This window comes from uncultured Cocleimonas sp. (genome assembly GCF_947495625.1).
Classification (GTDB): domain Bacteria; phylum Pseudomonadota; class Gammaproteobacteria; order Thiotrichales; family Thiotrichaceae; genus Cocleimonas.
In genome coordinates this window covers 1-12,421 of the sequence record NZ_CANLZW010000018.1, presented here as the reverse complement: position 1 = coordinate 12,421, position 12,421 = coordinate 1, and the positions used below count along the sequence as shown (strand labels likewise).

Annotated in this window: 12 protein-coding genes and 1 pseudogene; 4 read left to right on the top strand and 9 right to left on the bottom strand. The window is 39.5% G+C overall.

Annotation, left to right across the window (positions count from 1 at the left end; all coding sequences use genetic code 11):
* Positions 1–6 precede the first annotated feature (6 nt).
* Positions 7–762 (top strand): monofunctional biosynthetic peptidoglycan transglycosylase, encoded by a 756-nt coding sequence (mtgA, locus tag Q1A31_RS11270; RefSeq protein WP_299876386.1) that lies wholly within the window; start codon positions 7–9, stop codon positions 760–762.
* 383 nt (positions 763–1,145) lie between these two features.
* Here mtgA and Q1A31_RS21000 read toward each other — a convergent pair.
* The 8 genes and pseudogenes from Q1A31_RS21000 to Q1A31_RS11230 all read right to left on the bottom strand — a co-directional run.
* Positions 1,146–1,250, bottom strand: a pseudogene (locus Q1A31_RS21000) (glycine zipper 2TM domain-containing protein); the annotation flags it as partial.
* Between the two features lie 274 nt (positions 1,251–1,524).
* Entirely contained in the window at positions 1,525–2,622 is a 1,098-nt protein-coding gene (alr, locus tag Q1A31_RS11260; RefSeq protein WP_299876382.1) for an alanine racemase, read from the bottom strand.
* Between the two features lie 47 nt (positions 2,623–2,669).
* Positions 2,670–4,049: a replicative DNA helicase gene (dnaB, locus tag Q1A31_RS11255; RefSeq protein ID WP_299876380.1), complete on the bottom strand. Its 1,380-nt coding sequence runs from the start codon at positions 4,047–4,049 to the stop codon at positions 2,670–2,672.
* A gap of 194 nt (positions 4,050–4,243) precedes the next feature.
* Positions 4,244–5,092: a co-chaperone DjlA gene (gene djlA, locus Q1A31_RS11250; RefSeq protein ID WP_299876379.1), complete on the bottom strand. Its 849-nt coding sequence runs from the start codon at positions 5,090–5,092 to the stop codon at positions 4,244–4,246.
* Positions 5,093–5,287: 195 nt separating this feature from the next.
* The gene (locus Q1A31_RS11245) at positions 5,288–6,127 is read right to left on the bottom strand and encodes a M48 family metallopeptidase (protein WP_299876377.1); all 840 of its coding nucleotides are present in this window, start codon (positions 6,125–6,127) and stop codon (positions 5,288–5,290) included.
* A gap of 38 nt (positions 6,128–6,165) precedes the next feature.
* Positions 6,166–6,609: a YbjQ family protein gene (locus tag Q1A31_RS11240; RefSeq protein WP_299876375.1), complete on the bottom strand. Its 444-nt coding sequence runs from the start codon at positions 6,607–6,609 to the stop codon at positions 6,166–6,168.
* Positions 6,610–6,751: 142 nt separating this feature from the next.
* On the bottom strand, positions 6,752–7,075 hold the full coding sequence (locus Q1A31_RS11235) for a YbjQ family protein (protein ID WP_299876373.1): 324 nt from the start codon (positions 7,073–7,075) through the stop codon (positions 6,752–6,754).
* A gap of 86 nt (positions 7,076–7,161) precedes the next feature.
* Positions 7,162–8,346 (bottom strand): MalY/PatB family protein, encoded by a 1,185-nt coding sequence (locus Q1A31_RS11230; protein ID WP_299876372.1) that lies wholly within the window; start codon positions 8,344–8,346, stop codon positions 7,162–7,164.
* An 87-nt stretch (positions 8,347–8,433) separates the two neighbouring features.
* Here Q1A31_RS11230 and Q1A31_RS11225 point away from each other — a divergent pair, with 87 nt between their 5' ends.
* On the top strand, positions 8,434–9,168 hold the full coding sequence (locus Q1A31_RS11225; protein ID WP_299876370.1) for a helix-turn-helix transcriptional regulator: 735 nt from the start codon (positions 8,434–8,436) through the stop codon (positions 9,166–9,168).
* Positions 9,169–9,204: 36 nt separating this feature from the next.
* On the opposite strand, the gene Q1A31_RS11220 is transcribed toward Q1A31_RS11225, so the two are convergent.
* Positions 9,205–10,275 (bottom strand): TauD/TfdA family dioxygenase, encoded by a 1,071-nt coding sequence (locus Q1A31_RS11220; RefSeq protein WP_299876368.1) that lies wholly within the window; start codon positions 10,273–10,275, stop codon positions 9,205–9,207.
* A gap of 529 nt (positions 10,276–10,804) precedes the next feature.
* On the opposite strand from Q1A31_RS11220, the gene Q1A31_RS11215 reads away from it, so the two are divergent.
* The gene (locus Q1A31_RS11215) at positions 10,805–11,035 is read left to right on the top strand and encodes a hypothetical protein (protein WP_299876366.1); all 231 of its coding nucleotides are present in this window, start codon (positions 10,805–10,807) and stop codon (positions 11,033–11,035) included.
* A gap of 340 nt (positions 11,036–11,375) precedes the next feature.
* The gene (rhlP, locus tag Q1A31_RS11210) at positions 11,376–12,401 is read left to right on the top strand and encodes a rhombotarget lipoprotein (RefSeq protein ID WP_299876364.1); all 1,026 of its coding nucleotides are present in this window, start codon (positions 11,376–11,378) and stop codon (positions 12,399–12,401) included.
* Positions 12,402–12,421 lie beyond the last annotated feature (20 nt).

The following is a 12,421-nucleotide window of genomic DNA, read 5'->3' as shown; positions in this document are numbered from 1 at the left end:
TCAAAATTGAAAGAGTATCATAGCAACGAATCGGAAAGTAAAAAGAAACTAAAGAAACGAGGTATCTTCTCTCGAGTCTTGAGGCTCTTTGCACAAGCTACATTGCTTTCGGTCCTGCTCTTATTTGCGGTACTGTTGGTTTTTCGCTGGGTGCCGTTACCGACATCCTCTTTTATTTATAAACAGAATTCACTCGCCGCTAACGCTCCTGAAATCTACGAAAAAGCCGCCTATCAATGGGTGGATTGGGAGAAAATACCTCCGCACCTTGCATTGGCTGTTGTCGCTGCAGAAGATCAACGTTTCCCCAATCATTGGGGGATTGATACGATTGAGTTGAAAAAAGCGCTAGCCCAGAATAGTAGAGGGAAATCTGCACCGCGCGGCGCTAGTACTATCACACAGCAAACAGCGAAAAATTTATTTTTATGGAATCAGCGCAGCTATATTAGAAAGCTAATTGAGGCTGGTTTGGGTGTATCACTGGAAATCGCCTGGCCTAAGAAACGTATTCTCGAAGTTTATTTGAACATCGCTCAATTTGGTGATGCTATTTTTGGAGTGAAGGAAGCGAGTCATTTATTGTTTGATAAAAAGGTGCAGGATTTATCGATGGAAGAATCTGCAATGCTCGCTGCAGTTTTGCCTAAACCTGCGATATCCAATGTGAATGATCCTAGTCCTGCATTGGTCAAACGTCAAAAGTGGATTTTGAAACAAATGAAGCAACTTGGCGGAACTGATTACATTCGTAAACTTTAGTTATCTTGATAGCTTAATGAAAATTCATACATAACTGAATAATTGGTTTTTATAGACATAAAAAAAGGAGCTAAATAAGCTCCTTTTTTAAAAGATTAATAGCAATGAAATTACTGTGCATTAATCCATTGACCATTACTGTTTTTACAGGCTCGACCATGAACCTGTTGCTTGCGCCCATCTATCCACGCATCCATTACATAGTCACGACATTGAGTCTGCTGACCATTTACATTGCCTTCGTATTTATTGATGGGTGTAAATTCGTAATTGGTTTTGGTGTTAGGGTTATCCCACGCTACTCTTTGATTATCAGGAGTAGTCTCGAGAGATTGGCTGATTCTACGCTGATCTTCCTGATCTAATCCGCGACCTATATTGCCACCAACCATGCCACCAACTACAGCGCCAATGACAGTCATTGCCGTTTTTCCACTGCCCTTGCCAAACTGGTGACCAACAACGCCACCTAGTACTGAACCTGCAATAGCGCCTTGAGACTCTTTACTGGTATTGGAACAACCACTTAAAACGAACACTGATGAAAAGATAGCAATAAACACAGAAGTAGTGATTACTGATTTAATTGATGATTTGTTATACATGTTTTACCCCTTATATATTTTTTAGTTAAGTTCTTCGGTTATTGGATGCATAACATCACTATAAGTTCCAATAGAAGTAGTGGGGTATGATTTATATCAAGTAATTGATCACCTGAGATTAAAAAAAGTATATTGAGAAAGAATATTTAATCGATTATCAAGCTTGTCTTAAGTTGCCCGCATTACAAAGAATTTCGTATGGGATGGTTTCGGCTTTTTCTGCAATGCTATCGACGCTTAGATTTTTACCCCATAGTTCAGCCCAGTCACCAACTTTTATTGGGTTCTCTTTATGATCGTCAGCATTCACGACAATCATATCCATAGCCACACGACCCAGTAACTCGGTCGTTTTTCCGTTGATCCATACAGGTGTGCCACTTGCTGCATGTCTTGGGTACCCATCGGCATAACCACAGGCAATGACAGCAACTTGCATATCTTTAGGGCACTGCCAAGTGGCAGAATAGCCAATGCAATCGCCTTTTTTCAAGGTATGAACTGAGATGACAGGTGCTTCGAAAGTCATGGCTGCCTGTAAATCAAAAGAGTCACTGTCTTTGTCTTTATCAGAAAAAGGAGAGCTGCCGTAAAGCATGATACCAGGACGAACCCAGTCAGCATGTGCATCTTTCCAGACTAGAACGCCCGCAGAATTACACAGGCTTTTTGGTGCATTTATTCCTTCACAAGCTTTATTAAAAGTCTTTACCTGGTCCAAAGTTGTTTCTTTATCTGGTTCATCAGCGCTCGAGAAATGAGTGGCAAGCATGAGGTTGTCAGGATTTACATGAGGATGATTTTTTAGTTTGGTGTAAAGATCATGGATGCGATCAGGTTGAAAACCTAGTCTATGCATACCAGAATCAACTTTTAGGGTAATGTCAAAACGATGATTTTTCTTACCTTTATTGGAATATTGATCTAATAGTGTCAATTGACGTTCTTCGTGCACCATCAATCGTAAATTCAAATCCGCAGCGATATTCAAATCATCATTATTTTGATGGCCTTGGAGAATCTTGATGGGTAAATCAATGCTACCTTCACGCAGAACAACAGCCTCTGGTACACAAGAAACCGCAAAAGCATCAGTATTCGGGTATAGAGTTCCAGCTGTTGCTACTGAGTTATGACCATAGGCATTGGCTTTAATCACAGAAAAGACTTTAGAGTTCGGTGCGCATTCTCTGGCGCGTTTTAAATTATGCTGTAAAGCTTCTGGATGAATGGTAATGCGTGCGGAACGTTTCATAAGCTACTTTCAATTAAATTATAGAGCAATGTAATAAGAAGAGAGGGTTAACTATCCGGAGCGTAAATATCAGGCATGAAGTTATCGAAGCGGGTGTATTTACCGGTAAAGGTCAAACGAATTTTACCAATTGCACCTTGACGTTGTTTGCCGATGATTACTTCAGCCATGCCTTTGTCTGGTGAGTTTTCATCGTAAACTTCATCACGATAGATGAACATGATAACGTCGGCATCCTGCTCGATCGCTCCAGATTCACGTAAATCTGACATGATAGGACGTTTATTTGGGCGTTGTTCCAAACTACGGTTTAACTGAGAAAGAGCAATCACAGGACATTCTAGTTCTTTAGCTAATGCTTTAAGTGATCGAGAAATCTCAGAAATTTCTGCGGCACGGTTATCTGATTTGTTATTTGTTTGCATCAACTGAATATAGTCTATAACAATACACCCCATACAGCCGTGTTCACGATGTAGTCGACGTGCTTTTGCACGCATTTCCGTGGGAGACATTGCCGCAGTATCATCGATAAATAGTTTGGTTTCTCCAAACGTTTTTACTGCCATACCTATTCGAGGCCAATCTTCTTCACGAATTTTACCAGTACGAATATCATTCAAGGGTACACGACCTAATGACGCAAACATTCTTAATACCAGTTGTTCTGCGGGCATCTCCATACTGAATATGGCTACCGGCTTTTTATCGTTTACCGCAATAAACTCCGCTACGTTCATAGAGAATGTTGTTTTGCCCATCGAAGGACGACCAGCAACGATAATCAAATCACCTTTCTGCAAGCCAGAAGTCATGGCGTCAAGATCGGTGTAACCAGTTGAGGCTCCAGTGATGGATTCCGTCGATTTACTTAATTCATCGATTTTTGCTAGCGTTGATTTAAGAAGGTTCTTAATCGTGTGGAAATCTTGTTTACGATTACCTTGTTCTGCTATTTCGAATACTTTTTTCTCTGCTTCATCGAGCAGCTCTTTACTGGGTCTTTCTCCCGCATTGAAGGCGTCTTCCGAAATTTCAGAGCCAATGCTAATGAGTTGGCGTAATACAGATTTTTCACGAACTATATCAGCGTAGGCTTTTATGTTTGCTGCACTCGGCGTGTCTTTAGCAAGTGTACCTAAGTAGGCAAGCCCACCTGCATTGTCTAACTCATCTCTGTCTTTAAGCCACTCTGATAATGTAATCACGTCGCGTGGTTTATCTGTCTCAGCTAGCTCTGCAATAGAACGGAAAATGAGGCGGTGATCATGTCGATAAAAGTCGTGTTCGGTAATGACGTCCGCTACTTTATCCCACGCCATATTTTCCAATAATAGGCCACCGAGTACAGATTGCTCTGCTTCGATAGAATGAGGGGGAACCTTTAAATGTTCTACAGATGAATCGTGGGTGAGTATTGCTGACATGGGTTTAGTTTATCTTGGATAGCGTTTAATAGTTAGTACCAAATCTTATGAATAGATTGGTTATAAGCTGTGGATAAATTGTGAATAAAGTAGAGAGGATTTTGAATTGTAAGTCACCCCCCTACTTATGGATGATTTTACGTTTTTGTAGTTTAAAAATGTAAATAGAATTTATGCATAGCTGGGCTGTTTTTCTACTTCATTCCTCGGGTTTTCTTTATTGTATCGTATGCGGTTTGAATTTCCTGAGAGCGTTCGGTGGCTTCTTTAATCATTTCTTCGGGAAGGCCTTGTCCCATAAGTTTGTCCGGATGATATTCACGAACCAGACGACGGTAGGCTTTTTTGATCTCAGCATCGGTATTTTCTTTAGTCACTCCTAACGCTTGATAGGCTGCATCAATAGCATTAACGGATGTGTAACCGCCAACCCCAGAACTGTGACCGCCTTGTTGGTAATGCCCCCCTGAGAATTGATCCTGGCCGTGTAGCATTGCCATAAGCTGTTCGAATGCTTGTGGTGAGTAGCCAAACTGCTGTGCGATAGAACGTAATAAATCAGTTTCTGCTTGTTCTAATTTACCATCAGCAATCGCCACACGAATCAGATATACCATCACCATTTGCTTTAGGTTGGGTGATGTTGCATTTACCCGGTTGAATTCCTGAATCAGTGGTTCGATATCGTAGTCTGCTTTTGCACCTTCCTGAAAATGATTAATCGCACGTTTACGATTCTCGGTACTCATATTGAGTTGTTTCATGAAGGTTTCAACGTGAGCGATTTCTTCTTCAGAAACACGCCCATCAGCTTTTGCCAATTTTCCCATTAAGGTGAAAACTGTTTTAAAGAAAGCTGCTTGTTTATTCGTTTTTATGCCAGTTATACCGCCAACATTACCAAAGCCACTGAGTTGTCCAATGAGACCACCAGAGAGTTTGAAACTAATAAAGCCGCCCACAAGAAGTCCGATAAAAGCCATAAAAAAGCTATCAAAAATGAAGTAAAACAGTACGGCGGTTATATATTTTATAAATTTCATCGTGGAATCATGGTGGTTTATAGGGATTAATCAAGCATCGATCGCGCCATATTGTGTTCTAGGCAAAGTTATGAACATGAATGCAAAAGGCCATTTTACTGAAACGATAATTTATTTACAGTTTAATTCTCGATTAGTTGCGGTTTGCTTAATGTTTACAAGTATTTTCCAGGCATTCTTTTTAAAAAAAATAGGTTAATTAAAAGCGTTGCGATAAAAATCAGGAAGAGGGGTCAATGTCCCCGTTTCTGCCCAACCTTTTTCTTTAGCTGTATTGCTAAAACTCTGAATGCGTTTTTCATCTAGGGGATGGGTACTAAAAAATTCAGCGGGTGCTTTTGAATCCATTGCAGCGCGCTCATTATGAAAAATTCGAAACAGCTCTGCACCACCATTTAGATGCCCATAAAGTGCTTGCAGGGTATTCATTGCTTCAAGATCCGACTGTTTTTCCATTTCACGACTAAAGTGCAGGGTAGAGAGCAGCCCGGTATCGCCGAGTATTTGGCTGTCAGCGCTTCTACCTAGTGTTGTCATAGCAATCGACACCGCAATACCGCTGCCTAAGGATTTTATGGGGTGTCGATATTTTACGTGAGCAATTTCATGTCCCAGCAAGGTGACTAAGGTATTTTCGTTTGGAAGTTTTTCCAGTAAGCCTTTAAACATAAATACATTTCCACCAAGGGTGGCAAAGGCATTCATCGTATCCGAATGCATATAGTGTATTTTGATTTTTATTTCTTCAGGAAGGTTTTGCGTCTTACTAATCTTATCCGCGAGTTGTTGTAAGTATTCGGTGATCTGTTGATGTTCTTTATTGTCATCATGAGCGGAAACATCGTACAAACCCGCTACTTTCTTCTCTGCGTTGTACGGGATCAAGCCGGCTAACCAACTGCCGCCAACACTAAGTACTAGCGAAACGAGTATAACAAGCGCAATCGATCCTATTAACAGTGTAGAAAATTCCTTTAAAGGGTTCTCTTTGCTGGTATTAATGTCTTCGGGTATTTGCGGATTTTCGTATTGCATAAATTTGGGTAGATACCGATAGTATTGGCTTAATTTTATTAAAGCTTTTTCAAAGCTGTGCCATAGGCATGTACTTCGATAATGGGCATTTTTCTACTGTCTTGTCCTGAAATACTGGAAGTCTCGTATTTCACATTAAAGACTAATTCTGCACCAAATTGCTGTGCCTGATCTTTCATGCGCAATACGGCTTCGCGTCTTCCTCTATCTAGTAGCGTTTCGTAGGTACTGATTTTCCCGCCGAATAAATTGCGCAAACCAGCGACAAAAGTTTTGAAGTAATCGTTAGCGATGACGACATTTCCGGAAACCAGTTTTTGTTCGTACCGATTATCCTGAGGAGGCATTCGGCTTGCCATCGCTGGCAATTGATTCATCACTTTTTCTCTTTCGATCAAGCTGATGAAATGTTTTTTTTCTGCGCGACGGCCAAAGAAATAACCCAATGTAACAAGGACGGCGACGATGAGTATTTGATCCATAATATTTACCGTAAAACGCGTTTAAAAAGTGTCTGATGCTAAAAAAAATAATCTAGTTTAAGGTTTCAAACAACAAAACAAAATACTCGCTAAAAGTAGGGGGGTGACTAATGATTAACTATATGTAGGTATTTGGAAACAATTAGTCATCACCATCAAGAATAACAGCAGTACCATACACATAAATTTCAGCTGCCCCCGCCGTGATGCTGGAGGTGGAAAATCTCACGTTGAGTACCGCGTTAGCGCCCACCGAACGGGCTTGCTCAATCATGCGCTCGGTGGCTTCTTCACGTGACTCCTGTAATAGTTCGGTATAGGCAGTGAGTTCACCACCGAACATATTTTTAATTCCCGACATGATGTCACGACCGGCGTGCTTGGCACGAACAGAGCTACCTTGAACAAGTCCTAGGTGTTTGGTGACTTTTCTACCCGTCATAAATTCAAGGTTTGATATCAACATGTGGTAATTCCTTAACAGATTTAATGTGTTTTAGTAGTGTATCAGTTGCTACTTAGTTCATATATGAGTTAGAAGTATGTTAGATTTTATAATTCAGAAACAGCCTTTTTAATACGTTTAATCGCTTCTTCGAGTAACGATCGACGACAGGCAAAGTTGAGTCTAATAAAGTTTTTATCACCAAAATAGACACCTGCTGATATGCCGATGCCTGCGTTTTCAAAAAAGGATTCTGCATTGTCGAGTGCTAGTACGGAGACATCGATCCATGCGAGATAGGTCGCTTCTAAAGGGAACATCTTCAAACCTGGTATAGCGTTGATTTCTCGTAACAGATAATCGTGGTTATCTCTTAAATAATCGATCTGCTGTAGTCTCCAGCTTTCGCCATGTTTAAATGCCGCCTCTGTCGCAACTTGACCGAGTAAATTGACTTCAGGCGCTTTTTCTAAAACGTCTTTTGCAAACTTTTTACGTATTTCTTCATTGGGAATAATGGCAAACCCAAAACTTAAACCTGCTACGTTATAGGTTTTACTTGCCGCCATTAAGGTAATACTGCGATTTGCCGCATCTTTATTAAGATTACCGAATGGATGATGCTTTTTATCCTCATCCAAAATTAAATCGCAGTGAATTTCATCCGAACAGATCAATAAATCATGTTTCTTACAAATCCTCTGTAAATTTAGTAGTTCTTGTTCGGTATAAACAGTACCCCCGGGATTATGTGGGTTACAAAATAAAACCATTTTGGTGTTTGATGTTATAGCTGCTTCCAGAGCATCTAAATCCAGAGACCAACGTTCGGCTTCTAGGCGCATCGGGATTCTGATTCGTTTTCTCTTGGTATTAGCAACGACGAAATTGAAGGGGGGATAGATAATTTCAGGCACAATGATTTCATCACCTTCGTTTCCTGCGAGGAGAGAAGAGAACGTTAATCCATTAACAAGGCTCGAAAGTGGCACAATCCATTCGCTTTTAATTGGCCAGTCATAATGATAAGACAGGTGCGAAATAATGGCTTCACGGACACCAGTAGAGCCTTGTTCGGTATAACCAAATACACCTTGATCTACTCTTTGGTGTAATGCTTCCAAAATGGCAGGGGCGGTTTCAAAGTCTGAGTCTGCTATCCAAAAGGGGATGATATCTTTACCTTGATACTTATCCCATTTCTTGCTGTAACTGTTCTTTCTGTTGATCTCTTTATCAAAATCAAATTTGGTATCGTTATTTTTAAACTGTTGTTGCAGGTTATCAGTCATGTTTCATTTCCTGATCTATTTGAGGCACAATGTATTAAGTTTAAACGTTTTATCATTCATCGGATGCCATTAAATGGCGTATAGAATATGGCACAAACAACCCTGATAATCAGCACTTTAAAGAAAACTCTTAAATCTCATGGAAAAACCTATGCTGATGTCGCGAAATATCTGGAGTTGTCCGAAGCAAGCGTAAAGCGCATGTTTGCTCAGCAGACAGTGAGTTTGAATCGTTTGGATGCAATTTGTCAGATGCTGGATATGGAAATCACCGAACTGATGCAGAAGGTAAATGATTCTACAGCAAGGCAAATCAGTGAACTGAGTGACGAGCAAGAGCAGCAATTAGTCAGTGATAGAGAGCTGTTACTGATTACGATTATGGTAATCAACAACTGGACTCTGGAAGAAATTCTACAGGCTTATAACTTCACAGAAGCACAATGCATTCAGCATTTAGCCAAGCTTGATCGTTTGAATATTATCGAACTACTGCCGAATAATAAAATTAAGATAAAAATATCTTCAAACTTTAAATGGCGAAATAACGGTCATATTCAACGATTTTTTAGGGAGAGTATCGAATCGGAGTTTTTCAATTCTAAGTTCTCAAAGCCGGAAGAAAAGCTAGTCGTTTTGAATGGTATGTTGTCGCAAGAATCAAATGCAATTTTTCAAAGAAAACTGGAACGACTTGCCAGAGAATTTGATGAAATGGCAAAAGAAGACGTCACACTTTCACTGAGTGAACGTCTTGGTTATACCTCGGTTTTGGCCGTGCGTGATTGGCGCTTTACTGTGTTTGATGTCTATAAAAGATAAGACATAGACCTTAATTAACTTGTTATATTTTTGGTTCTAATCAATTGGAGCATGAAGTTTCGTGCCTTCTACAATGACACCACCTCGATTTCCAACATCTATCTCGCCGTAGCGTTCCTTAAAGATTGGCGGCAGTTCTCTGTCGTCAGGCACACTTAACCATAAGCGTAATAGGTGACGTCTGTTTTCTCGCTCTGGCCAATCCATAAAACCACGTCTGTCGTGCAGCATGTTGTGATTGTGTACAAATTGCATGTCGCCCACTTCCAGTTTCATCGATAGGTTGAGGCTTTCATCATTCGCTAATTCATCGAACATATTAAGCGCATCGACATAATTTTCTGGTAACTCTGGTACGCCGTCAAAGCGTTGTCCGGAATTGATATACTGCCTTTGATAGATAACCGTTAATTTTTCCTTGAACCAGCTAAACACAGGTATGGTGAAAAAAGGTTTTTGTCCTGGTTCGACTTCACCTCTTTTATCTGTAGCGACGGGAGAGAACAGTAATTTAACTAAATCTGGTCGACGTTTTAACATTTCATTATAGATCGACTCTGCACTCACTAAGAGCGACTCACCGCCGGACTTTGCCGTCTTTAAACAGATGAGGCCAACGACATCAGCACTATCTGTGTGAAACGTTTGGCGCGAATTCGTTTGGTAAATTCTGCTGTTTGGGTCGTTTTCATCTGCGCCGATATCACGCACATGGCCCAATAGATGACCTGCGGCATTTTGTGAGCGAGGATTGCCAAGATGGGAGCCGATTCCCATAAAGAGCGTGGCAACTTCTTCTCTATTATAGGTAGAGATATCTAGACCTCTGAATAGCTTGAAGCCTAAGCCATCGGTAAGCTCTGACTTGATTTTGTTGAGCTTATTCCCTAGCAAAGGTAGTTGAAAGTTATCTTTAGATATTGCTTCTAGCTTTAAATCAGATGCAATAAATTTTGCAACGGCCTCGTTAATCTCATCAATATCTTCCTGCTTAAACGTATAAACCCATTTTTCTCGTGTATTTTTGATGGAAGGACCTTTCCAGGCCGTTTCTGTAGTTAATGTAGGAGGGAATTTAGACGAGTAAATAGGTGGCAGGGTATTCATCAAACATTCCTTAAACTAAAAGTATTAAAAAATAAGCCTTAAATTGAACCGCTAAAAAGAAGTTTTTTTAATGGTTTAATTCTTCTAGTGATGTTTCTTTCTTGAAAATTTCAAAAAAAACGGGCTCAAAGTAGGGGGGGTGACTTAGTGCTAATTACTCATTATAAATTAACTCAGGAACAGGGCAATTTTCTAATGAATATTTATTTTTGTTCATTAATTAAATTATTTTTAAGTCAGAAAAATGAAAAATATTTAATTTAATTTTCATTTTATTTGCTTAATTTTTGAACAAAAATTCGCTATTAAAACCATCAACTTAAGTGTGGTTTTTACAAAAAAATTGAAATTGAAATTTAGTTTTTATGAAAACTAAATGAAACTATTTGAAATTCACTAAGTCCTATTTTCCGAAGCGACAACATCAATATTATGAGGTGGCAGCGAGGGAATCGACTTGTGCCTTATTTTAATAAGTTGTTGTTTCATAATTATTAAATAATATTTAAAACTTTTTAAGGAGTCAAATATGACTATCAAAAAAACAGCAGTAGCAACTTCAATTTTATTGGCAATAGGTTTTAGTTTGCCAGGATTTGCAGAAACCAAAACTGAAATAGTTGACGGGGATGCTGTGACCATCGATTGCATTACATCAGCGGAAGTGGATAAGATGTCAGACGAGGATAAGGCAAATCTGAAATTGCCAATCTGTGAAGAAGTTGAGAAGAATGCAGACGGAACGACGGCTACACAATAGTCTAGTTTCACAAAGCACCTGCAAAACGACAGGTGCTTTGTCATTTTTAAATCCTGGCTTTTCAGAAAAAAGTGGTGAAATAAAAAAATCATGATATTGATTCTTTCTGAAAAAAACATCTCGACATCAAACCAAAAATAACGGAGTGTAATTTTACTGCTTAAAAATAAAAGTATTAAATATCGATACCCTGAATATGTGTTTTTAACACTATTCTTGTTTCAATAGTCAAAAGCTGATCAGTACGATTATTCTTTTCGCATATTGATTCTAGACCTTGTTTGACGCTCTTGCGCAGACTCTCTAGTAATCAGTTTATATGCTTAGAAAGGATGTTGAAATGATCAAAATTTGGCAAATTGCTATTAATAAATCTGCAACTGACACTGCACCTAATACTGGAACTGCAAAAGAGCACAATGTATCAGAACTGATAAATCCACATCATAGATATCCAAATAGATATCAAAGAGCGCTTTATACAATTTGTTTACTCTTTTTGGCTGTTGTTGCCCTGTCAGGATGTTCAGGTTTGGTAAGTCAGAAATCTGGACAACATACCGTTTCAAGTAGTTTAGCGAGTTTTTTATATTCAGGAAAAGATTCTAACAAAGTTGAAAAGTCTGGCCCCGCGTTACTAGAGCTTCCCATCAAAGTGGGAATAGCATTTTTACCGTCGCAACATTGGCGAAGTCGCTCGTTAGACGAAAGCACAAAATATCAACTTCTAAATAAAGTTAAACAGTCCTTTGGTAAACACCCTTTTATAGAAAATATATCTATCATTCCTAGTACCTATCTTAAACACCATGGAGTTCGGAAGGGGCAGGGTTTCGACACCCTCCAGCAAGTGGCCAATATTCACGATGTTGACATCATTGCCTTGGTTTCATACGACCAACTGACCCGATCAGAACAAAACAATGCTTCCTTACTCTATTGGACGATTGTCGGCATGTACGTTATTCCGGGCAATGAAAATACGATACAAACCTTTGTCGATACTGCCGTATTTGATGTCCGTAGTCGTAAGTTATTGATGCGTGCGCCAGGGGTGAGTAAATTAGCTAAACGATCCACTGCTATCGGTGTTGATAGTGTGGTGACTCAAAAATCACGACAAGGTTTCGATATGGCTTTTGACGATATGATTAAAAATCTGGATCTTGAGCTGATTCGCTTTAAGGACAGAATTAAACATGATGGTTGGGTTAAAACAAATAGTGGCTCGGTCAAAATAACGAATCAATCTGCTTATTGGGCGGCAGGATTTATAGATGTGAAATTTTCACTGCTTTTAATATTGTTGTTTCTATTACACATAAGAACCACGTCCTTAGGACGTGGAAGAGGTTCAAGGCTCTAGCCTCAAGAACCTACTCAGGT

Bases quoted from the DNA above. Each gene is read 5' to 3' on its own strand.
- Q1A31_RS11240 (WP_299876375.1), bottom strand. From the start codon at position 6,609: ATGGATCAAATACTCATCGTCGCCGTCCTTGTTACATTGGGTTATTTC.
- Q1A31_RS11225 (WP_299876370.1), top strand. From the start codon at position 8,434: ATGGCACAAACAACCCTGATAATCAGCACTTTAAAGAAAACTCTTAAA.
- alr (WP_299876382.1), bottom strand. From the start codon at position 2,622: ATGAAACGTTCCGCACGCATTACCATTCATCCAGAAGCTTTACAGCAT.
- Q1A31_RS11220 (WP_299876368.1), bottom strand. From the start codon at position 10,275: ATGAATACCCTGCCACCTATTTACTCGTCTAAATTCCCTCCTACATTA.
- dnaB (WP_299876380.1), bottom strand. From the start codon at position 4,049: ATGTCAGCAATACTCACCCACGATTCATCTGTAGAACATTTAAAGGTT.
- djlA (WP_299876379.1), bottom strand. From the start codon at position 5,092: ATGAAATTTATAAAATATATAACCGCCGTACTGTTTTACTTCATTTTT.
- Q1A31_RS11245 (WP_299876377.1), bottom strand. From the start codon at position 6,127: ATGCAATACGAAAATCCGCAAATACCCGAAGACATTAATACCAGCAAA.
- Q1A31_RS11215 (WP_299876366.1), top strand. From the start codon at position 10,805: ATGACTATCAAAAAAACAGCAGTAGCAACTTCAATTTTATTGGCAATA.
- Q1A31_RS11235 (WP_299876373.1), bottom strand. From the start codon at position 7,075: ATGTTGATATCAAACCTTGAATTTATGACGGGTAGAAAAGTCACCAAA.
- rhlP (WP_299876364.1), top strand. From the start codon at position 11,376: ATGATCAAAATTTGGCAAATTGCTATTAATAAATCTGCAACTGACACT.
- Q1A31_RS11230 (WP_299876372.1), bottom strand. From the start codon at position 8,346: ATGACTGATAACCTGCAACAACAGTTTAAAAATAACGATACCAAATTT.